At 61.3% G+C, this 20,642-nt stretch carries 19 protein-coding genes; 8 read left to right on the top strand and 11 right to left on the bottom strand.

The genetic code is table 11. The annotated features are described in order from the left end of the window. Nucleotides 1-29: 29 nt before the first annotated feature. The 3 genes from aceA to AWB64_RS01285 form a co-directional block, all read right to left on the bottom strand. Nucleotides 30-1,334 (bottom strand): isocitrate lyase, encoded by a 1,305-nt coding sequence (gene aceA, locus AWB64_RS01300; protein ID WP_060816816.1) that lies wholly within the window; start codon nucleotides 1,332-1,334, stop codon nucleotides 30-32. A gap of 372 nt (nucleotides 1,335-1,706) precedes the next feature. Further along, a complete protein-coding gene (locus AWB64_RS01295; RefSeq protein WP_060816815.1) occupies nucleotides 1,707-3,371 on the bottom strand; it encodes a DEAD/DEAH box helicase in 1,665 nt (554 codons plus the stop codon). 397 nt (nucleotides 3,372-3,768) lie between these two features. Then, nucleotides 3,769-4,038, bottom strand: a complete 270-nt coding sequence (locus AWB64_RS01285) for an acyl-CoA-binding protein (RefSeq protein WP_060816814.1) — start codon at nucleotides 4,036-4,038, stop codon at nucleotides 3,769-3,771. Nucleotides 4,039-4,205: 167 nt separating this feature from the next. Here AWB64_RS01285 and tsaB point away from each other — a divergent pair, with 167 nt between their 5' ends. From tsaB to AWB64_RS01265, 4 genes are read left to right on the top strand one after another with little or no spacing between them, the layout of a single operon-like run. Beyond that, a complete protein-coding gene (tsaB, locus tag AWB64_RS01280) occupies nucleotides 4,206-5,018 on the top strand; it encodes a tRNA (adenosine(37)-N6)-threonylcarbamoyltransferase complex dimerization subunit type 1 TsaB (RefSeq protein ID WP_060816813.1) in 813 nt (270 codons plus the stop codon). Further along, entirely contained in the window at nucleotides 5,015-5,509 is a 495-nt protein-coding gene (rimI, locus tag AWB64_RS01275) for a ribosomal protein S18-alanine N-acetyltransferase (RefSeq protein WP_060816812.1), read from the top strand. The genes tsaB and rimI overlap by 4 nt, the downstream gene beginning before the upstream one ends. After that, nucleotides 5,496-6,449 (top strand): uracil-DNA glycosylase family protein, encoded by a 954-nt coding sequence (locus AWB64_RS01270; RefSeq protein ID WP_060816811.1) that lies wholly within the window; start codon nucleotides 5,496-5,498, stop codon nucleotides 6,447-6,449. Before rimI ends, AWB64_RS01270 begins: the two co-directional genes overlap by 14 nt. Beyond that, on the top strand, nucleotides 6,446-7,366 hold the full coding sequence (locus AWB64_RS01265) for a DUF1853 family protein (protein WP_060816810.1): 921 nt from the start codon (nucleotides 6,446-6,448) through the stop codon (nucleotides 7,364-7,366). The genes AWB64_RS01270 and AWB64_RS01265 overlap by 4 nt, the downstream gene beginning before the upstream one ends. Here the strand turns inward: AWB64_RS01265 and thiD are convergent. The 4 genes from thiD to lplT form a co-directional block, all read right to left on the bottom strand. After that, entirely contained in the window at nucleotides 7,353-8,159 is an 807-nt protein-coding gene (gene thiD, locus AWB64_RS01260; RefSeq protein WP_060816809.1) for a bifunctional hydroxymethylpyrimidine kinase/phosphomethylpyrimidine kinase, read from the bottom strand. The two genes, AWB64_RS01265 and thiD, sit on opposite strands and share 14 nt — an antisense overlap. 18 nt (nucleotides 8,160-8,177) lie before the next feature. After that, nucleotides 8,178-8,807, bottom strand: coding sequence for a thiamine phosphate synthase (thiE, locus tag AWB64_RS01255; protein WP_060816808.1), 630 nt, complete (start codon nucleotides 8,805-8,807; stop codon nucleotides 8,178-8,180). Continuing rightward, nucleotides 8,807-9,619: a hydroxyethylthiazole kinase gene (gene thiM, locus AWB64_RS01250; protein WP_060816807.1), complete on the bottom strand. Its 813-nt coding sequence runs from the start codon at nucleotides 9,617-9,619 to the stop codon at nucleotides 8,807-8,809. Before thiM ends, thiE begins: the two co-directional genes overlap by 1 nt. Nucleotides 9,620-9,691: 72 nt before the next feature. Beyond that, the gene (gene lplT / locus AWB64_RS01245; protein WP_060816806.1) at nucleotides 9,692-11,011 is read right to left on the bottom strand and encodes a lysophospholipid transporter LplT; all 1,320 of its coding nucleotides are present in this window, start codon (nucleotides 11,009-11,011) and stop codon (nucleotides 9,692-9,694) included. Nucleotides 11,012-11,480: 469 nt separating this feature from the next. Between lplT and alr the strand changes: the two genes are divergently transcribed. The 3 genes from alr to AWB64_RS01230 all read left to right on the top strand — a co-directional run bounded on the left by alr (nucleotide 11,481) and on the right by AWB64_RS01230 (nucleotide 14,398). Next, nucleotides 11,481-12,551 carry an alanine racemase gene (gene alr / locus AWB64_RS01240; RefSeq protein ID WP_060816805.1) on the top strand — a complete coding sequence of 357 codons (1,071 nt, stop codon included), beginning with the start codon at nucleotides 11,481-11,483 and terminating at the stop codon, nucleotides 12,549-12,551. Nucleotides 12,552-12,603: 52 nt separating this feature from the next. Next, nucleotides 12,604-13,992 carry a DNA repair protein RadA gene (gene radA / locus AWB64_RS01235; RefSeq protein ID WP_060816804.1) on the top strand — a complete coding sequence of 463 codons (1,389 nt, stop codon included), beginning with the start codon at nucleotides 12,604-12,606 and terminating at the stop codon, nucleotides 13,990-13,992. A 142-nt stretch (nucleotides 13,993-14,134) separates the two neighbouring features. Then, nucleotides 14,135-14,398 carry a DUF2866 domain-containing protein gene (locus tag AWB64_RS01230; protein WP_060816803.1) on the top strand — a complete coding sequence of 88 codons (264 nt, stop codon included), beginning with the start codon at nucleotides 14,135-14,137 and terminating at the stop codon, nucleotides 14,396-14,398. Here AWB64_RS01230 and AWB64_RS01225 read toward each other — a convergent pair. Then, complete coding sequence (locus tag AWB64_RS01225) at nucleotides 14,395-16,338, bottom strand: ATP-binding cassette domain-containing protein (RefSeq protein ID WP_060816802.1); 1,944 nt, start codon at nucleotides 16,336-16,338, stop codon at nucleotides 14,395-14,397. The two genes, AWB64_RS01230 and AWB64_RS01225, sit on opposite strands and share 4 nt — an antisense overlap. 178 nt (nucleotides 16,339-16,516) lie before the next feature. Between AWB64_RS01225 and AWB64_RS01220 the strand changes: the two genes are divergently transcribed. Continuing rightward, nucleotides 16,517-16,996 carry a glutathione peroxidase gene (locus AWB64_RS01220; protein ID WP_060816801.1) on the top strand — a complete coding sequence of 160 codons (480 nt, stop codon included), beginning with the start codon at nucleotides 16,517-16,519 and terminating at the stop codon, nucleotides 16,994-16,996. A 34-nt stretch (nucleotides 16,997-17,030) separates the two neighbouring features. Here AWB64_RS01220 and cls read toward each other — a convergent pair whose 3' ends face one another. From cls to dapE, 3 genes are read right to left on the bottom strand one after another with little or no spacing between them, the layout of a single operon-like run. Beyond that, the gene (cls, locus tag AWB64_RS01215) at nucleotides 17,031-18,494 is read right to left on the bottom strand and encodes a cardiolipin synthase (protein WP_060816800.1); all 1,464 of its coding nucleotides are present in this window, start codon (nucleotides 18,492-18,494) and stop codon (nucleotides 17,031-17,033) included. Nucleotides 18,495-18,528: 34 nt separating this feature from the next. Then, the gene (prmB, locus tag AWB64_RS01210; RefSeq protein ID WP_060816799.1) at nucleotides 18,529-19,413 is read right to left on the bottom strand and encodes a 50S ribosomal protein L3 N(5)-glutamine methyltransferase; all 885 of its coding nucleotides are present in this window, start codon (nucleotides 19,411-19,413) and stop codon (nucleotides 18,529-18,531) included. A gap of 27 nt (nucleotides 19,414-19,440) precedes the next feature. After that, entirely contained in the window at nucleotides 19,441-20,580 is a 1,140-nt protein-coding gene (dapE, locus tag AWB64_RS01205; RefSeq protein ID WP_060816798.1) for a succinyl-diaminopimelate desuccinylase, read from the bottom strand. Between the last annotated feature and the right edge of the window lie 62 nt (nucleotides 20,581-20,642).

Genomic DNA, 20,642 nt, shown 5'->3' with positions numbered 1-20,642 from the left:
TTCGCCAGCATCAAACCAATCGCAGCCGTTTAAGCCACTTTCGCTTCGAAGAACTGCTCGTCTTCGGTCGAGCCATGCAACGCCGTGGTCGACGCTTCTTTCTCAACCGCTTGCGTTACAGCATCGAAATAACCCGTGCCCACTTCACGCTGGTGCTTCACAGCAGTGAAGCCCTTTTCGGCGGCAGCGAACTCTGCTTCCTGCATCTCGACGAACGCGCTCATCTGGTTGCGAGCGTAGCCGTGGGCGAGGTTGAACATCGAATAATTCAACGCGTGGAAGCCGGCGAGCGTAATGAACTGGAACTTGTAGCCCATCGCGCCCAGTTCCTTCTGGAATTTGGCGATGGTCGCATCGTCCAGGTTCTTCTTCCAGTTGAACGAGGGCGAGCAGTTATACGAGAGAAGCTTGCCCGGAAATTCACGATGAATTGCCTCGGCGAATTTCTTCGCATACGCGAGATCCGGCTTGCCGGTTTCGCACCAGATCATATCGGCGTACGGCGCGTATGCAAGGCCGCGCGATACCGCTTGTTCCAGACCCGGTTTGGTACGAAAGAAACCTTCGACCGTGCGTTCGCCGGTCAGGAAGGGCCTGTCGTTTTCGTCCACATCCGATGTCACCAGATCGGCCGCTTCGGCATCTGTCCGGGCAAGCAGGATGGTACGCGTGCCGGACACGTCGGCGGCGAGCCGCGCGGCCGTGAGCTTGGCAATGTTTTCACGCGTCGGCACCAGCACCTTGCCGCCCATGTGCCCGCATTTTTTCACCGATGCCAGTTGGTCCTCGAAGTGCACGCCCGCAGCGCCTGCTTCGATCATCGCCTTCATCAGTTCGAACGCGTTCAACACGCCGCCGAAACCTGCTTCCGCGTCGGCCACGATCGGCTGGAAGAAGTCGAGATAACCATCGTCGCCGGGATTCTTCCCTTCCGACCACTGGATCTGATCCGCGCGCGTCAGCGTGTTGTTGATGCGCTTGACAACCAGCGGCACCGAATTCGCCGGATACAGCGACTGGTCCGGATACATCTCGCCCGCGACGTTGGCGTCGCCCGCGACTTGCCAGCCGGACAAGTAGATTGCCTTCAAACCTGCTTTCACCTGCTGCATGGCCTGATTACCCGTCAGCGCGCCGAGTGCATTGACGAACGGCTCTTCATGAATCGATGCCCACAGCTTTTCCGCGCCGCGCTTGGCGAGCGTATGTTCCACCGGCACCGAGCCGCGCAAACGCACGACATCGTCAGCCGAGTAACTGCGCGTAATGCCTTTCCAGCGCGGATCGGTATCCCATTGCTTCTGAAGTTCCTGAGCTTGCTGTTGGCGCGACATGGCGTTTCTCCTTTGATTGCCGGACTAATGAATAAGCAGTTGGTCGTCTGGTTGAGCGCGTTGTTTTTTGTTTGCTCAACTCTTATATAAGAGTCTATGGAACCAGGAGCGTACGATCCAGCCATTAGTTGAAGTTTATGGAGAAAAATTACTGTTTAAATTCAATTAATTACTGGATAAATTTCACATCAAGAAAAGTCCTTTTTCATCCTGATATGACATGATTTGTGCCTTGCACCAACGATTTCGTCGCCCGCAACCAATTTTCACATCGTGAAACGTCGATAGTGGACGAAAAAAAACCGATGCGCGGAGGCATCGGTTTCTTCACTCAACGAAGCGCGCAAGTCACGCGCTGCGCTTTAACTATATTTAGCTGCCACGACGCGGAGCGCGCGGACCATCGTTGCGACGTGCTGCATAACCGTCGCGCGAACCGCCGCCGAAGCCCGAACCGCCGTCACGCGATCCACCGCCGCTGCGGTATCCATCACGCGAACCGCCGTCACGCGAGTCACGCGCACCCGCGCTTGCCGGCTTGTTGCCCCAGCCGCCCGGCTTGCCCGAACCGCTGCTGCCGCCGCCATTGCCAAAACGACGGCCTGCGCCAGCGCCCGCTCCGCCGCCCGGACGGCCACGACCGCCAAAGCCCGGACGACCACCGCCAGCCGGCGCCGAACGGCGCGGCTCGAAGCCTGCAATAACGCTCACTGCCAGCGGCAGACGCACGAAACGCTCGATGCGCTTGAGCGCCCCTTGTTCAGCGTGGTGCACAAGGCTGATTGCCGTGCCTGTGCGGCCCGCGCGGCCCGTACGGCCGATACGGTGAACATAGTCTTCCGCGAACTTCGGCAGATCGTAGTTGAACACGTGCGTGATGCCGGGAATGTCGATACCGCGAGCCGCGACATCGGTTGCAACCAGCACGCGCACCTTGCGTTCACGCAGCGCACGAATCGTGCGGTTACGCGCGCCTTGCGGCAGATCGCCGTGCAGGGCGGCCGATTCGAAACCCGCGTCCGACAAACGGATAGCAAGTTGATCGGCGTCGTTCTTGGTTGCCGTGAAAACGATAGCCTGGTCGAGGCCTGCGTCGCGCAACAGATGGTCGAGCAGACGATCCTTGTGATCGCGGTCGTCGACGTAATGCACGGTTTGCGCAATGTTGTTCTGCGCTTCGAGCTTTTGAACGATCTCGATACGTTCCGGGTTCTTCAACAGGCGACCGGTCAGCGAGCTGATCTTGCCGTCGATGGTCGCCGAGAACAGCAGCGTCTGACGCGAAGCGGGCGTAGCGGCGACAATGGTCTCGATATCGTCGATGAAACCCATGTCCAGCATGCGGTCGGCTTCGTCGAGCACGAGCATTTGCAGTTGCGACAGGTCAATACGGCCGCGTTCCAGGTGATCCAGCAAACGGCCCGGCGTGGCAACCAGGATTTCCGGGTTCTTCGCAAGCAGCATCAATTGCTGGCCATAAGCCACGCCGCCCAGAATGCTGACCGTGCGCAGCCGGCGCAGATGCTTGCCGTACGTGGTCGCGGCGGCGGTCACCTGCATGGCTAGTTCGCGAGTCGGCGTCAGAACCAGCATGGTCGGACGGGCGACCGGCTGCTGGCGGCGCGCCGGACGTGCGTTCGGGTCATGCGGTTCGCGCGGAGCCGCAGCCTTGGCTTTTTCAAGCTGCGAAAAACGTTCGATGGCCGGCAGCATGAACGCTGCCGTCTTGCCCGAACCGGTCGGGCTGGAAACCAGCAGGTCGCGGCCGGCGAGCGCTGCGGGGATCGCGCGCTGCTGAACCGGCGTGGGCACCTGATAACCAGAGGCGGTCAGCGCAACTACGATCTCCGGCGACAGGCCGAGCGATTCGAAGCTCGGGCCAGTCTGGACCGCGATCGCGGCGCCAACGGGCGCGACTGAAGAAATGGGGGCGGGGATAGCGGGCGAAACAGATGCTGCCGGCGCTGGGGGTACGTCTGTACCGAGTGCCACTGCAGCGATGGAGTTCAGCGGGCTATGGGTGTTGCTCGAAGTCATGTCGATCCTTGAAACGGGGAATAAGGCGTGTGGCGCCAATCGGCATACCCAAGTCGTCAGATTCAGCGAGCAAAGAAGCAGCGAGCAAATCGAAAAACGGGGGCAGCTCGCAACAATAAAGGCGAGCTTTTCGTTAGAAGCTGTATCGGATTCGACAGGCCGAGGCGGCGTTGTCGTCAGCCTGATGCATGATCGGCCGAAGAAGGCCTAGCAGGGAGGGGACAGTTTCTAAACTGGATTGGAGCAAAACGCTACGAGGCGCCGCGCTGCGTGCGATGAACCGACTTTCAACGTCAATCCACCCGGTCACAGTGAAGCGCAGGCGACAGTATATCGGGAATTGTTGCGCTGCGCCAGATTTTAAGACAGATTGATTCGATTATTTTACGGCGTCCCGTCAAGTCGATGCGCCGGTTTTCAGCGAATCGACCAGTTCCACATAGTGCTGCTTGGCAGTGTCTTGCGGCGTGCCGGCGAGTGCGGCCCATGCGTCATATTTGTACTTGCCGACAATATCGGCGAAGCCGGGTTTATCGCCGCTGGCGTCACCTTCGCTGGCCTGCTTGAAGAGCGCGTAGAGTCGCAGCAGCGTGAGATTGCCTGGACGTTCGGGCAATTCCTTGACATCGGCCTGGGCTTTTGCAAACTGCGCGTCGAGATCGCTCATTCGTTTCTCCGTAAATACGTGAACAGGATGGACGATCATAGCAAGCGCGCGCCGCGTGAATTTCGAAGGTTTCTTCCAGATTTGTCCGTGAGCCAGGGCAGTTCGACAGTTCGCCAACCCAGCCCCGTGCGCGTCCAGCCATTACATCAAGCATTACAATAGCGGCCATGACACGTACTGTTCTGCTCGCCCTCGATACATCGACCGAATTCTGTTCGGCCGCGCTGCTGGTCGCCGGTCCGGCGGCCGCCACGGATCATCGAAACCCTCCGCAGCATGATTCTGGCGAAATCCGCGTGTGGTTCATCCATGAGCCAACGGGACCGGTATCCAGCACGCGCTTGCTGCCCGCCATCCGCGAACTGTTCGATCAGGCCGGTCTCAAGCTCGCCGATTGCGGCGCGGTCGCCTTTGGCGCCGGGCCGGGATCGTTCACGGGCTTGCGCACGGCGACCGGCGTGGCGCAAGGCCTTGCGTTCGGCTTGAAACTGCCGGTCGTCCCGGTAAGCACGTTGCTCGCGTGCGCCGAATTCGCGCGCCTGCACGATGCATCCGTTTCGCGCGTGCTCGCCGCGCTCGATGCGCGCATGAACGAGGCGTATTGGGCCGATTTCCGCTGGGATGGCATTGCGGGCGAATGGATCACGGTCCAGGCGGCATCGCTGGACGCACCCGGCGTGATCCCCGCGCCCGACGTCCCGTTCACGCTCGCGGGCAATGCGGCCGCAGCGTTCGGCGAGCTGTTGCCTATCCAGCATTCAGCCGCTTGCCATGTCGACTCCGACGCGGTTCCGCACGCCTTGCCCGTGGCGCTCGCCGGCCTTCGCGGGTTTCGCGCTGGACGCACCGTGGCCCCGGATCAGGCCGCGCCGGAGTACGTGCGCAACAAGGTCGCCCAAACCACCGCCGAGCGCCTGGACGCGCGCGTGGCCAAAGACGCTGCCGCCCAGGCCGATTCCGCCGCGGAGCCCTTACGGTGAGCGGCGTATTGCTCGCCGATCGATATCTGTCTCCCATGACGGAGGCGGATCTCGATGAAGTCGCCGCTATCGAGAAGATTGCGTACGAATTCCCGTGGAGCCGCGGCAATTTTCAGGACTCGCTGCGCAATGGCTATTTCGGCGTGTGCTTGCGGCATGTCACCGGCATGCTGCTGGGATACTGCGTGCTGATGCCCGTCGTGGACGAAATGCATCTGCTGAACCTTTGCGTCGCGCCGCAAGCGCAACATGCCGGCGCCGGGCTCACGCTGTTGCGCGAGGCGGTTCGCATCTCGCGGCATCAGAAGCTCGATGGCGTGCTGCTGGAAGTGCGGCCATCGAATCCGCGCGCCATTGCGCTGTATGAGCGCTTCGGATTTGCGACCATCGGGCGGCGGAAGAACTATTACCCCGCGCGCCACCGGTCGCGCGAGGATGCGCTCGTGATGCGTCTCACGTTTTCAAAGGAGCCAGCCGATGGCGCTGCGTAAGTCGATGCTCGACGAGTTCGGACTCGGAACGATCTGGGTAAGGCGGGGAGCGCAGCCGGTTGAATCGGCGGGGGTCGTGGATTCTGTCGTGGAAGCCGCTTCGAGTGCGCCGAGGCACAATGCGGGCGAGGCCAGCGAGACGCTGGGCGCACTCGACGCCGCGCTCACGGCCGCGCAACAAAGCCATGGCATCGCGCGGCAAGCGCCGCCGGTCAAAACCCGGCCTGCGCCGCAAGAAACGCCGGTCGTCAAATCCGACTCGCTGGAACCTCCCGTCTTCGATGACATCCCGTGGCTCGACGATCTTCCCGCGCACAAGCCGCCGGAACCGGAAATCACCGATGACACCGCCAACGACATCGCATCGCTCGACTGGGATGCACTCGCCAGCCGCGTCTCCGTATGCGAGCGTTGCAAGTTGTGCGAGCGGCGCACGAACGCGGTGTTCGGCGTGGGCGACCGCGACGCCGACTGGATGCTGATCGGTGAAGCGCCGGGCGAAAACGAAGACAAGCTGGGCGAGCCGTTCGTTGGCCAGGCGGGCAAGCTGCTCGACAGCATGTTGCATGCGGTGGCGTTGTCGCGCGAGGACAATGTGTTCATCGCGAACGTGATCAAGTGCCGGCCGCCCGGCAACCGTAATCCTGAAGTCGATGAAGTCGCGCGTTGCGAGCCGTACCTGAAGCGGCAGGTCGAACTCGTCAAGCCGAAGCTGATCGTCGCGTTGGGACGTTTCGCGGCGCAAAGCCTGCTCAGGACCGAAGCGAGCATTGCGTCCCTGCGCGGCCGCGTGCACGACTATCAGGGCGTGCCGGTGATCGTGACGTATCACCCGGCGTATCTCCTGCGCAGTCTCCCCGACAAAGCCAAGGCCTGGGCCGATCTGTGCCTGGCGCAAGCTACTTATCGCGAGTCGCAGAAGGTAGCGGGCGGCGCGTGAACGTCCCGGACACAGCTTCGCAATTCAACGATCCAGCCGTCCGGGATCTCGCGTGGCTGCTGTTTTCGCCCGGCTTGCTGAACGCATTGCATGCGGGGGCGCCGCTCGCGCGCCCTGTGGCGGAAGATGAGCGCGAGAGGACGTTGCAGTGGCTCGCGGCGCTCGATCGCAAGCCTGTCGCGCTGCACGCGCACGTTCACAAGCCATCGCTTAAACGTCTTGGTCTTTATGCCGAAGCCTTGCTCGAATACTTCCTTCAGCATGTGCCCGGCGCGCGGCTGATCGCGGCGAACGTGCCGTTGCGCTCGTCCGGAACGACATTGGGCGAAGTCGATTTTCTCTTGCAAAGCGCTCGACGTGAGCGATTGCATTGGGAGCTTGCGGTGAAGTTCTATCTGCACATCGGCGAAGGCAGGGCGGCGCTATCGGATTATGTCGGTCCGGATCTGCAGGATCGATTCGATCTGAAGCACGACCGGCTCTTGAATCATCAACTGGGATTGAGCGCGAGAGATGAATTCGCATCGCTCGGTTTTGAAGGTCCGTGGCGCGCCGAGTTGTTCGTCAAAGGCCGGCTGTTTTATCGGCGAGAAAGCATGCCAGCGCTGCCTTCCGAACTCGCGGAAGATCACTTGCGCGGCTGGTGGATGACGGTGTCGGAGTGGCGCGAGTCGAAAGGCGACGGCGCCTTCGCTGTGGTGCCGCGACTCTCGTGGCTGTCCGAACGAAGTTTGTTCAAGCAAGACGCCGAAGCGCTGAAGCTCGACGCCGGCACGCTTGCCAAACTGACGTCGCCGGTAATGGTCGCGAACTACAACCGCACCGGCGATGTCTGGTCCGAGCATTCACGCGGTTTTGTCGTGCCGGATGAGTGGCCCGAGCGCGCATTGCACTATGCACGCCTCACCACCACCTGAAGAAATGATGCACCGGTCCTACACCGCGCCCGACGTCAAGCCGCGCACTCTGTTCTATCGCGCCCGTCAGATAAAGCTTGGCATCGGCGGTGGCGGTGGCGAGCGACTCACGTTGCGGCAGCAATGCGGCGATGGCCGACGACAACGTGCAACCCGTCCCATGCGTGTTTTTCACCGCCACGCGCGGACCGCCCAGCCGCAATGAACCGCTGGCTTCAATAAGCCAGTCGGGACTGTCGGCGGCGCTCAGGTGGCCGCCTTTCATCAGCACGGCTCGCGCACCCAGCGCTCGCAGCGCTTCGCCCTGGCGCACCATCGTATCTTCGTTTTCTGCGGACGCGTCGTTCAAAAGCGCTGCGGCTTCCGGCAGATTCGGGGTAACCAGCGTGGCCAGCGGCAACAGTTCGTCGCGTAACGCGGCGACGGCTTCCGGTGCGAGCAACGCGTGATGGCTCTTGGAAATCATGACCGTATCGAGCACGACATGCGCCGGTTCATATCGACGTAACGCTGCCGCCACCGCGCGCACTACATCGGCGTTCGCTAGCATGCCGATCTTCACGGCATCGATACGGATGTCGTCGAAAACAGCGTCCAGTTGCGCCGTGACGAACGACGCGTCCGGCGTGTGGATGGCCGTCACGCCGCGCGTGTTTTGCGCGGTGAGGGCGGTGATCACGGACAAACCGTACGCGCCGAGCGCCGAAAACGCCTTGAGGTCGGCCTGTATGCCCGCGCCGCCGCCCGAATCGGAACCGGCGATGGTGAGAACGTTGGGTATGGAATGGGTCATGTTTTCAGAGGGTTTGCATCACGTGATTTCACGCAATTGCCGCGCGGCAAGACGTGGATCGGCGGCCCTGCAGATCGCCGATACCACCGCAATTCCGCCGGGTCCGGCGCGTTTGACATCGGCGGCGTTGCCGAGCTGGATTCCACCGATCGTCACTGCCGGATGCAACGACCGCGCGCATAGCGACGCAGTGCCGTCAATGCCTAGCGCCGCTGATGCATCGGGCTTCGTGGGGGTATCGAACACCGGCCCCACGCCCACATAGTCGATCACGGAGCCGAGCAGATTCGCGTCATCGACTTCGCGCTCATTCGATACCGACAAGCCAATCAACGCCTCCGGCCCGAGCAACTTGCGCGCGAACTCCGGCGGCAGATCCTTCTGGCCGATATGAACGCCGTCTGCACCGCAAGCAAGCGCAACATCCACGTGATCGTTGATGATCAACGGCACGCCATGGCGGCGCGTGATCGGCAGCAGATCGGAGGCAAGCGCGAGCCATGCGCGCTTGTGCCATTCGGGCGCGCGCAGTTGCACGATCGTCGCGCCACCTTCGAGCGCGGCCTGCGCCACTTCCAGCGAACGCGCATGACCGCCGCACTGAACGGGATCGAGCACGAGATAAAGCGAGAGATCGAGGTCCATCATCAGGCGGCCGGAATATCACGATGCACGAGCGTCGCGGCAAACGCGTTTTCATCGAGCGAGGCGAGTTTGTCCAGATAAGCCACCGCGAAACTGCCGGGCAACGCGGCATCGCGGGCGGCGAGTTCGCCCGCGATGCTCGAATAGGCGACCGCCGCAACGGTGGCGGCCCGGAAGTCTTCGGCCTGCGCAATACCGACGAACGCCGCCACCGTGGCCGACAACGCGCAGCCCACGCCGGTCACGCGCGTCATCAAGACCGATCCATTCGATAACGCCACCGTGCGGCGGCCATCGGTCACGTAGTCGGTTGCGCCCGTCACGGCCACCACCGCGCCCGTTTTCAACGCGAGCAATTGCGCGGCATCGAGTGCGGTTTCGGCCAGCGCCGTGCTGTCCACGCCGCGTCCGCTCGACACACCGCCCGACAAGCTGATGATTTCCGACGCATTGCCACGGATCACGGCAGGACGTGCATCGAGCAGATCCAGCGCGAATTCGGTGCGAAAGCTCAATGGGCCGACCGCGACCGGATCGAGGATCCACGGTGTGTTCGCGGTGTTGGCGGCATCGACGGCTGCGCGGATCGCCCGGCTTTGCGGCAGGTCGAGCGTGCCGAGATTCACCGATACCGCGTTCGCCATCGGCGCGAATTCGCTGACTTCCTCGCGCGCCACGACCATCGCCGGCGCGGCGCCGAGCGCGAGCAGAACGTTGGCCGTGAAGTTCGTGACGACGAGATTCGTCAGGCAATGGACCAGCGGCGCGCGTTCGCGCACGCTGCGTGCGAACAAAAAGAGATCGGCGGCGAGCATGGAATCTGACGTGAGGGAAATAGATAACCGGATTATCGCGCGTTGGCGGCGAAGCCGTTCCGCGAGTCTCGCCTAGTGTCCGGATGGATGCCTTGACTCGCCGATCAGCGCGACCGAATCGAAGGCGCGCTGGTTGGCCTGATGCCGTCGCATGACGAAATACATCATCAGGCAGACGAAGGTTCCGAACAGCACGATGACAAACTGGATCGGCACGTCGAGCCAGACGAGCACCGCGTAGAGACACAGCATCACGAGCACGGAAAGATTTTCGTTGAAGTTCTGCACCGCGATGGAATGTCCCGCTGAAAGCAACACGTGTCCACGATGCTGCAGCAACGCGTTCATGGGCACCACGAAAAAGCCCGACAGGCCGCCCACGATCATCAGGAAGATGTACGCAACGATCAGATATCCCGGAATGTGCATGCGGCCAAAATAGATGCCCCAGTGCACAGGGAAAAGATGCTTCGAATAGAACGCGAGCAGCATTACCGCGACGCCCATCATGATGCCCACCGGCAGCACCGAGAGCGACTTCTTCAGCGGCACGCGCGCGGCCGCCAGAATTGCGCCGACTGCAACGCCGACCGCGATGATTGCCTGCAGGATCGCCGCTTCCGACAGCGACATGCCAAGCGACACTTCCGCCCACTTCAGCACGATGAATTGCAGGGTCGCGCCCGCGCCCCAGAAGAGCGTGGTCACGGCAAGCGAAATCTGCCCGAGCTTGTCGCGCCATAGCGCGTTGAAACAATCGGCGAAGTCGGTGATGAGTTTGAGCGGACGGTGTTCCTGCTTCGGATAACGCGCGCCGGTATCGGGGATTCGCAGGTTGAAGATCGCCGCGACAATGTACATGAGCACGATCACGAGCATGGCTGCTTCGGCAGGTGTATCGACTTTCGGAATATGAAGCGCTAGCAGATGCGAAGCAATGTGCGGACTGATCAGCGCGCCGCCCATGACCGTGCCTAGAATGATCGACCCGACCGTGGTGCCTTCAATCCAGCCGTTGGCCGCGACCAGGCGGTCGGCAGGCAGCAGTTCGGTCAGAATGCCGTACTTGGCGGGCGAGTATGCCGCCGCGCCAAAACCGACAATGCCGTACGCGAGCAGCGGGTGCGCGCCGACCAGCATGGTGAGGCAGCCGACTACCTTGATGGAGTTGGTGACGAACATCACGTGGCCCTTCGGCCGCGAATCGGCGAAGGCACCCACGAAAGCAGCCAGAACCACGTATGACAGCACAAAAAACAGCTTGAGCAGCGGCGTCATCCAGTTCGGGGCATGAAGATCTTTCAGCAGGGCGATCGCAGCGATCAGAAGGGCGTTGTCGGCCAGCGACGAGAAAAACTGCGCGGCCATGATGGTGTAAAAACCTTTTTTCATCTGATCCGATGCTAGTCCGCACTGCGGGTGATCCGCCCCGTATCCGCACTCAGGCTCCCGTTCAGGCAATTTCTGTTTGAAATGGGTTGTGTGCACGGCTTTATAACACGAAAATAGGCGCATTCTGACTAGCAGTAACCTCCATGACAGTCACCTGGCGCTCATGTGACATTCGTTCTGCAATGTCGACTGGCAGCAGGGTGACGATAAAGTATTGATTCGAAACATGTGTTCTTTTCGAATTTCGTGCCGGGTTCGTGGTCTCAGGTTTGCCGGCATACCGGACGGCTCGCGCACAGATTTTTCCGATCAGCCGTAGCGCGGCAGCCGGTTACCGCCGGTTCAACGAAGAGAAGAGTGAGAACACGAGCCCGTGCACTTCCGCTGCCGCCTCGCCGACCCTGACACGCACCGTCTGCCTTGACGGCCAGCTCCGCGGAATCATCCGTTTCATCCAACAGAACCTTCCATGCCGCGCCCTTTATCCGCTACCGTCCACACCGCCGCACTCGCCAGCAACCTAGCCATCGCGCGGGCCCACGCGCCGAAATCCAAGATATGGGCCGTCGTGAAGGCCAATGCTTATGGCCACGGATTGGCGCGAGCGTTCCCCGGATTGCGCGCAACAGATGGTTTCGGTCTTCTCGACCTCGAGGAAGCGGTCAAGTTGCGTGAGCTGGGCTGGGCCGGTCCCATTTTGCTGCTGGAAGGCTTTTTTCGTCCGACAGATGTCGATGTAATCGACCGGTACAGCCTCACGACCGGCGTTCATTGCGAAGAGCAGTTGCGCATGCTGGAAATGGCGCGTTTGTCGAAACCGGTCAATATCCAACTGAAAATGAACACGGGCATGAACCGTCTCGGCTATACGCCGGAGCGTTTTCGCGCAGCGTGGGAAAGGGCGCGGGCGGTGCAGGGTATTGGGCAGATCACGCTGATGACCCATTTCTCCGATGCCGATGGTCCGCGCGGCATCGATCATCAAATGGAAGCGTTCGAGCGTGGCGCCGAGGGCATTTCCGGAACGCGAAGCCTGGCGAATTCGGCGGCGACGCTCTGGCACGCGCGGTCGCATTTCGACTGGGTGCGCCCGGGGATCATGTTGTATGGCGCGTCGCCCACGGGCAAGACCGCTGATGTGGCGAACATCGGCTTGCGGCCGGCCATGACGCTCGCCTCCGAACTGATCGGCTTGCAGAACGTGGCCGCGGGACAGACGGTGGGCTACGGTTCGTCGTTCTCCGCCACCGGGCCTATGCGCATTGGCGTAGTGGCGTGCGGTTACGCGGACGGTTATCCTCGATGCGCGCCCGAAGGCACGCCCATCGTGGTCGATGGCGTGTTGACACGGATTGTCGGGCGCGTCTCCATGGACATGATCACGGTGGATCTGACGCCGGTTCCGACCGCGAGCATCGGGACGCGCGTGGAATTGTGGGGCGCGAAGCTGTCTATCGACGACGTTGCCGCCGCGTGCGGCACGGTCGGCTACGAGTTGATGTGCGCGGTCGCGCAGCGCGTGCCGATGCGAGCCGAATAAGCGCGTTGAACCCAGGCGTATTGGTGTTTGTAAATGATATTCAGGAAGGCGTGTGGCGAAACTAGCGAAGGTCAAAACGCTGTACGTATGCACCGAATGCGGCGGCCAAGCGCCGAAATGGCAAGGTCAGTGCCCGGCTTGCGGTGCGTGGAACACGCTGGTTGAATCCGTGGCGGAGTCGCCCTCGGCGCATCGCTTCCAGGCGCTGGCGAAGACATCGCCCGTGCAGCGTTTGTCGGAGATCGAAGCGGCGGATGTGCCGCGTTTTACCACGGGTATCGGCGAATTCGACCGGGTGCTGGGCGGCGGGCTGGTCGCGGGCGGCGTGGTGCTGATTGGCGGCGATCCGGGTATCGGGAAGTCGACGTTGCTGCTGCAATCCCTGGCGGAAATCGCGCGCGAAAGGCCCGCGCTTTATATCAGCGGCGAAGAGTCCGGCGCGCAGATCGCATTGCGCGCGCAACGGCTGGGTTTGCTTGGCGACTCGGGCAACGCCGCGCCCGACTTGCGTTTGCTCGCGGAAATCCAGCTCGAGCGGATTCAGGCGACTATCGATGCCGAACGCCCGGAAGTCGCGGTCATCGATTCCATTCAGACCGTGTACTCCGAGGCGCTGACGTCCGCGCCGGGATCGGTTGCGCAGGTGCGCGAATGCGCGGCGCAGCTTACGCGGATTGCAAAGCAGACGGGAACGGCCATCATCATGGTCGGGCACGTGACCAAGGAGGGCAATCTCGCAGGTCCCCGGGTGCTGGAACATATCGTGGATACCGTGCTGTATTTCGAAGGCGATACCCATTCGTCGTTCCGGCTCGTGCGCGCATTCAAGAACCGCTTTGGCGCGGTGAACGAACTCGGCGTGTTCGCAATGACGGAGCGCGGTTTGCGCGGCGTGACCAATCCGTCCGCGCTGTTTTTATCGCAGCATGAGCAGAGCGTGCCCGGATCCTGCGTGCTCGTCACGCAGGAGGGATCGCGGCCGCTGCTGGTGGAAGTGCAGGCGCTTGTTGATACCGCGCATGTTCCCAATCCACGGCGTCTCGCCGTGGGGCTGGAGCAGAACCGGCTGGCGTTGCTGCTGGCGGTGTTGCATCGGCATGCGGGCATTGCCTGTTTCGATCAGGACGTGTTCCTGAATGCCGTAGGCGGCGTGAAGATCACGGAGCCCGCCGCCGATCTGGCCGTGCTGCTCGCAATCCAGTCTTCGCTGCGCAACAAGCCGTTGCCGAAGGGCCTGATCGTTTTTGGCGAAGTGGGTCTGGCGGGCGAAATCCGGCCGTCGCCGCGAGGTCAGGACCGGCTCAAGGAAGCCGCCAAGCTCGGGTTTTCTGTCGCGCTGATTCCTAAGGCGAACGCGCCGAAGCAGCCTATCGATGGGCTGGAAGTGATTGCGGTGGACCGGATCGAAGAGGCGATCGACCGGGCGCGTTCGTTCGACTGATAATGCGCAAATGATGCGGTTGGATCAGGCCCTTTCGTAATGTTGCGTAAAAATCGGTGCAGTCCCTGTAACCCACGCGGCGCATCCTTTTTCTATGCTTCTATCGCGACAAACCCCGATACGAGCGGAAAAGGACGGCGCCTTGAAACACGCAAATCAAACTTCGTCAGCCCCTTCATTTCATCTGCGTGGCTGCCGTGTGTCGGCGCCCATTCCGCAACCGTGGGGCGGCGGCTGCCGGATCGTCGAATGGATCGATTCGGAAGGGCAGATATCCCGTCGCGTGGTGGCTGAAAACGTGACGGAGGACGAGGTCGTGGCTACGATCCGCTGCCACGTAAAAGGCCGCAAGCACATGCTGCACGACGACGAAGGCATGCCACGGCAGACCTTGCCACGCCGCTAGCCGATCTGTTCGAGTTCTTCGTGCGCCTCGAGCCATTGTGCTTCTAGCGTTTCCAGTTGTGTGTTCACGTCTGCCTGACGGCGAATCGACTCCGTCAGCTGGGTTTTCATCGACGGCTCGTAGCTGGCGGAATCGGCTACGAACGCGTCGAGCTGCGCCTTTTCGGCGTTCAACTTGTCCATTTCTTTCTCGATCCTGGAAATCCGCGATTGCAGCGGTTTTTTCAGGTGCGAGAGCTTTTGGCGTTCCTGCGCTTCCTGCCTGCGCTGTTCCTTGCGATTCTGGCCGGAATCGAGCGTGTCGTCGGCGCCGTTCGTACCATTCGCGCTGGCCTCCCTGGCTGCCGCCCGTTGCTCGGCCGCGTGCTGGAGCAGCCAGTCGCGGTAATCGTCGAGATCACCATCGAATGGCTGAAGCCTGTGCTTTGCCACCAGCATGAATGTGTCCGTTGTTGCACGCAGCAAGTGGCGATCGTGCGAAACCAGGATCAGCGTGCCCTCGAATTGCGCCAGCGCCATGGTCAGCGCGTGACGTGTTTCGAGGTCCAAGTGGTTGGTCGGTTCGTCGAGCAGCAGCAGATTCGGCTTTTGCCAGATGATCAGCGCGAGCGCGAGCCGGGCTTTTTCCCCGCCGGAAAATGGGGCGATCTTCGTTGTCGCCATCTCGCCCGAGAAATTGAATCCGCCCAGAAAATCGCGCAATTCCTGTTCGCGAGTATCGGGTGCGAGCCGGGCGACGTGTTGCAGCGCCGAGTCATCGGGACGCAAGGTTTCGAGTTGATGCTGCGCGAAATAGCCAATCCGCAGTCCTTTGCCTTCACGCACTGTGCCGCTCAATGCGTCCAGCGTACCGGCGAGCGTCTTGATCAGGGTCGACTTGCCCTGGCCGTTCGCGCCGAGCAAGCCGATCCGCTGGCCGTTCTGAATGGACAGCGTGACGCCTTCCACAATCGGCACTTCGCCCGCGTCCGTGTGGTATCCGCAGCGTACGCCCTCCATCACCATCATGGGATTGGGGGCGGAGTCGGGCGTGCGGAATTCGAACGTGAATGGGGAGGAAGCGTGCGCTGGCGCGATGATTTCCATGCGTTCGAGCGCTTTTACGCGGCTCTGCGCCTGCTTGGCCTTGGTCGCCTGCGCCTTGAAACGGTTGATGAAGCTCTGCAAATGCTCCACCGTTTTTTGCTGCTTCTCGTACGCGCTTTGCTGCAACGCGATTTGCTGCGCACGCAGGATTTCGAACTGGCTGTAATTGCCGCCGTAGCGCTTGATCTGGCGGTTTTCCAGGTGCAGCGTGACATTGCACACCGAATCAAGGAACTCGCGGTCGTGCGAGATCACGATCAACGTGCCCGGATACCGGTGCAGCCAGTCTTCCAGCCAGATGATGGCATCGAGATCCAGGTGGTTCGTCGGTTCGTCGAGCAACAGGAGGTCCGAACGGCACATCAGCGCCTGCGCGAGGTTCAGGCGCATGCGCCAGCCGCCCGAAAAGCTCGTGACCGGCTCCTTGGTCTGCGCGAGCGTAAAACCCAGACCGATCAGCAGGGTCTCGGCGCGTGCGGGCGCCGTGTAACCGTCGGCATCGGCGAAAGCGGCGTGCGCTTCGGCTTCGGCCGCGCCGTCGTGAGCCGCCGATGCCGCCGCGATCCGCGCTTCAATGCCGCGAAGCTGCGTGTCGCCGTCGAGCGTGTATTCGAGCGCGGTTCGGTCCACGGCCGGCGTTTCCTGCGCGACGTGAGCGATCTGCCATGACGGCGGCATCGAAAAATCGCCGCCGTCTGCGTGCAGATCGCCCCGCAGCACGGAGAAAAGCGTGGATTTGCCCGCGCCGTTCGCGCCGACAAGGCCAGCTTTTTCGCCTGGATTGAGCGCGAACGTGGTCTGTTCGAAGAGCGGTTTCGTGCCGCGGGCAAGGCTGAACTGATTGAAGCGAATCACGGCGTGACGACCCAGGCGAGTACGGGAAAACGCTATTTTAGACTGCCGCCGCCGCGTGCCGCGCGCTCATTCATCTGCGGTGCGCCGTTGGCAACGTCAGAGTCGCCATTAGCCATTTGGCCGAATGTTCTTTGTGCGGCGTTTCGCTTAGACTGACTTTTTTAAAGCGGAGCTTCGAATGAACCCTATCTATTCGTTTTCGGCGGAAACCCTGGGCGGTGAAACCGTCAGCCTGGAGCAATTTCAAGGCAAGGTATTGTTGATCGTGAATACCGCAAGCGAGTGCGGATTCACGCCGCAATACAAGGGTTTGCAGGAACTTTACGACAAGTACAAGGACCGGGGTTTCGCGGTGCTCGGTTTCCCATGCAATCAGTTCGGCAAGCAGGAACCGGGCGACGCTGCCCAGATCATCAGTTTCTGCGAAAAGAACTTCGGCGTTACGTTCCCCATGTTCGCCAAGGTCGATGTGAACGGCGCGAACGCGCATCCGCTGTTTCGTTATCTGACCGAAGAAGCGCCGGGCGTGCTCGGAACCGAGGGCATCAAATGGAACTTCACGAAATTTCTGGTCGACAAGGAAGGCAACGTGACCAACCGGTTTGGCTCGGTAACAAAGCCTGACGCGCTTTCCGGCGATATCGAAAAGCTGCTTTGATTGCTGGGGCTGCGGCGCGCGCCCTGGTCCAAGCCTAAAGAATCGGCGAAAACAGCCGCGCCACATGCATTGCCATGCGTCGCAATGCGGGCGCACCGAGGTAGTCGTCGCGGCTGATTTCCCACGATTGGGCGAAATCGTCGAGCAGCATTGTTTCGACTTCGGCGGCAAAGCTCTGGTCCACCGTCAGCACCATGATTTCGAAGTTGAGGCGAAACGAGCGGTTGTCCAGGTTCGCGCTGCCAATAGCCGCAGACATGTCGTCGACCAGCACCACTTTCTGGTGCAGGAAACCCGGCTTGTAACGAAAAATCCGCACGCCGGCGAGCAACGCATCGTAGGCATAAAGCGTCGATGCAGCGAACACCACGCGGTGATCGCGCCGGCTTGGAATCAGGATGCGCACGTCCACACCGCGCAGCACGGCAAGACGCAGCGCGGAGAACACGGCTTCGTCGGGGATGAGGTACGGCGTAGTGATCCAGATTCGCGAACGCGCCGCGTTGATCGCTTCCACGAAGAACATTGAACATGTTTCCTGCATGTCGGCGGGGCCGCTTGCGAGCACGAGGCAACTCATGTCCTTTTCGGAAGTTTTCGAGGCTTCCACTTCGGGAATGCGTTGGGTCGCCCAATACCAGTCTTCAATAAAGACAAACTGGATACTCGCTACCGCGGGCCCGCGCACTTCTATATGCGTGTCGCGCCACGGCGACAAGCGCGGATTGCCGCCGAGATACTCCACGCCAACGTTATGTCCGCCGACAAACGCACATTCGCCGTCCACCACGACGATTTTTCTATGATTGCGGAAGTTGATCTGAAAACGATTGACGAATTTTCGCTTGGTGGCGAATGGATGCGTCCGCACGCCACCGGCACGCAGCGCGTTCACATAGCGATGCGGCAAATCGAAACTGCCAATGCTGTCGTAGAGAAAATAAACGCGCACGCCTTCTTGCGCCTTTTTGATAAGCAGGTCTTTCAGCTTCAGCCCGAGTTCGTCCGCTCGAACGATGAAAAACTGCACGATCACATAGGTCTTGGCGCTTCCGATGGCTTCGAAAATGGCATCGAAGGTGGTGGTGCCGTTGATCAGCACACGTACCGCATTGCCGCGCAGGAACGGCATGCCGCTCAAGCGCGTCAACGCACGGATGGTCGGATGTCCGAGGTATTCGGCCGGATCTCCCGGCGCGACGCCGCGAAGCCGGGCGGCTTCATCGGGGAAATTCCATTCCGTCGGATGCGCGCTCTTGCGCAGGATTTCATTCTCGAGCCGCCGCGCGTCTATGTACCCGGCGAACTTGCTGCGCCCAAGAAACAGATACGGGATCAGCGTGAAGTAGGGCATGGCGACGAGCGACACCGCCCACGCGACCGCGCCTTGCGACGTGCGGGTGTTGAGCACCGCGTGGCACGCCGCCGCCACGCCCAGCAAATGGGCGATGATGACAAACGTGCCAAGATGAAGCCAGTCCTGCCATTCGATGTGCATGTGCGCAGTCGGCCCGTAGTCGTGCGTTGCGCGTTCAGGCCGGCAAGTCTGCGGCCTGGATGAGGAACACGTTGTCGTCGCCGGCGCTGGTCGAGAGCCATACCATGTCGAGGCCGCCAAGGGTTGCTTCCACGTTCGCCCGTTCGTTGCCGATCTCGACCACGAGAACGCCGTCTTCGGTCAGCCACTTGCGCGCTTCGCCAACAATCCGCTTCACGATATCCATGCCGTCCGCGCCGCCGGCGAGCGCCAGTTCCGGCTCGTGGCGATATTCGGCCGGCAGCGACTGCATGGCGAGCGCGTTGACATACGGCGGGTTCGTGATGATGACTTCGTAGCGGCCGCCGGGCAGCGGCGCGAACAAATCGCCTTCATATAGCGCAATGCGTGAATCCAGGTCGTAGTCGTCCACGTTCCGGTGCGCGACTTCCAGCGCGGGCGCGGAGATATCGACGGCGTCGATGTCCGCGTTCTGGAACGCCTGCGCCGCGAGAATCGCGAGGCAGCCCGAGCCCGTGCAGAGTTCGAGCACGCGCGAGACTTCGTCCGGATCCTGCACATAGGGCTGCAAGCCGTCCTGCAACAATTCGCCGATGAACGAGCGTGGCACGATCACGCGCTCGTCCACATAGAAACGCTGCCCGTGCATCCACGCTTCGTTCGTAATGTACGCTGCGGGCACGCGGTCTTTTGCGCGCCGCTCGATGACTTTCATGATGGCGTCGATTTCGGTGTCGAGCAGACGTGCGTCGAGAAACGGGTCAAGCGTGTCGAGCGGCAGGTGCAACGTGTGCAAAACGAGATACGCGGCTTCATCGAATGCGTTCGACGATCCATGACCGAACGACAACTTTGCCTCGGTGAATCGCGAGACGGCAAAGCGCAGCAGATCGCGGACGGTGGTAAAGGGAAGCGCCATCGCAGGCTCCTTAAAGAATGAGTTTGTTCAGGCGAGCAGCGTTTCGAGCACGCGCCGGTACACGTTTTTCAACGGATCGATAAACGCGATTTCGACATGCTCATCGATCTTGTGGATGCTTGCGTTCGGCGGCCCGAATTCGACTACTTGCTCGCAAATCTGCGCGATGAAGCGGCCATCGGACGTGCCTCCAGTGGTCGAGAGTTCGGTGCGCACGCCGGTTTCGTCGAGAATGGCCTGTTCCACTGCGTTCGACAACGTGCCGCGCGACGTGAGGAACGGCAGGCCGCTGACATTCCAGGTGAGGTCGTACGTGAGCGAGTGTTTGTCGAGGATGGCATGGACGCGGCTTTGCAAGCTTTCCACTGTGCTCGCCGTGGAAAAGCGAAAATTGAACATCAGCTCGATGTGACCCGGGATCACGTTCGTTGCGCCCGTGCCGCTGTGCAAGTTGGAAACTTGCCACGTGGTCGGCGGAAAATACTCGTTGCCGTTGTCCCAATGCGTCTGGACGAGTTCGGCCAGCGCTGGCGCAAGCAGGTGGATCGGGTTGTTCGCGAGATGCGGATAGGCAATATGACCCTGCACGCCTTTCACGATCAGCTTGCCGGACATCGATCCCCGCCGGCCATTCTTGACCATGTCACCGAGCGTGGCGCTGGACGTTGGTTCTCCGACGATGCAGTAGTCCAGGCGTTCGCCGCGTGCCTTCAGCGCTTCGATCACCTTGACGGTGCCGTCCGTGGCGGGACCTTCCTCGTCGCTCGTGATCAGGAATGCGAGCGAGCCGCGATGCGCCGGATGGGCCGCGACGAATTCTTCGCTCGACACCACGAAAGCCGCTATGGATGTCTTCATGTCCGCGGCGCCGCGGCCATATAGCTTGCCTTCGCGATGCGTCGGCTCGAATGGCGGCGAAGTCCATTGTTCGAGCGGGCCGGTCGGCACCACGTCGGTGTGGCCCGCGAACGCGAGCAGCTTGCCGCCGGTGCCTTGCGTGCCGCGTTTTACGGCCCACAGGTTCGTCACGCCGCCCGACGCAATGGTTTCACACTCGAAGCCAATTGCCGACAAGCGCTCGATGAGCACGTTCTGGCAATGTTGATCGTCTGGCGTGACGGACGGCCGCGCGATAAGTTGTTCGGAAAGAAGAAGGGTGCCGGACATGGATTCGAGCCACTTTCAATAAAAAATGCCGGCGCGGCGGCCGGCAGGAATCAAACATTACA

The sequence above is a fragment of the Caballeronia sordidicola genome (assembly GCF_001544455.2).
In the GTDB taxonomy this organism is placed as follows: Bacteria; Pseudomonadota; Gammaproteobacteria; order Burkholderiales; family Burkholderiaceae; genus Caballeronia; species Caballeronia sordidicola.
Note: the sequence above shows the minus strand (reverse complement) of the source record. Positions and strands in the feature narration are given on the sequence as shown.

Coding starts and splice junctions, on each gene's coding strand:
- aceA (WP_060816816.1), bottom strand. CDS start 1,334: ATGTCGCGCCAACAGCAAGCTCAGGAACTTCAGAAGCAATGGGATACC.
- AWB64_RS01295 (WP_060816815.1), bottom strand. CDS start 3,371: ATGACTTCGAGCAACACCCATAGCCCGCTGAACTCCATCGCTGCAGTG.
- AWB64_RS01285 (WP_060816814.1), bottom strand. CDS start 4,038: ATGAGCGATCTCGACGCGCAGTTTGCAAAAGCCCAGGCCGATGTCAAG.
- tsaB (WP_060816813.1), top strand. CDS start 4,206: ATGACACGTACTGTTCTGCTCGCCCTCGATACATCGACCGAATTCTGT.
- AWB64_RS01270 (WP_060816811.1), top strand. CDS start 5,496: ATGGCGCTGCGTAAGTCGATGCTCGACGAGTTCGGACTCGGAACGATC.
- thiD (WP_060816809.1), bottom strand. CDS start 8,159: ATGACCCATTCCATACCCAACGTTCTCACCATCGCCGGTTCCGATTCG.
- thiE (WP_060816808.1), bottom strand. CDS start 8,807: ATGATGGACCTCGATCTCTCGCTTTATCTCGTGCTCGATCCCGTTCAG.
- thiM (WP_060816807.1), bottom strand. CDS start 9,619: ATGCTCGCCGCCGATCTCTTTTTGTTCGCACGCAGCGTGCGCGAACGC.
- lplT (WP_060816806.1), bottom strand. CDS start 11,011: ATGAAAAAAGGTTTTTACACCATCATGGCCGCGCAGTTTTTCTCGTCG.
- alr (WP_060816805.1), top strand. CDS start 11,481: ATGCCGCGCCCTTTATCCGCTACCGTCCACACCGCCGCACTCGCCAGC.
- AWB64_RS01220 (WP_060816801.1), top strand. CDS start 16,517: ATGAACCCTATCTATTCGTTTTCGGCGGAAACCCTGGGCGGTGAAACC.
- cls (WP_060816800.1), bottom strand. CDS start 18,494: ATGCACATCGAATGGCAGGACTGGCTTCATCTTGGCACGTTTGTCATC.
- prmB (WP_060816799.1), bottom strand. CDS start 19,413: ATGGCGCTTCCCTTTACCACCGTCCGCGATCTGCTGCGCTTTGCCGTC.
- dapE (WP_060816798.1), bottom strand. CDS start 20,580: ATGTCCGGCACCCTTCTTCTTTCCGAACAACTTATCGCGCGGCCGTCC.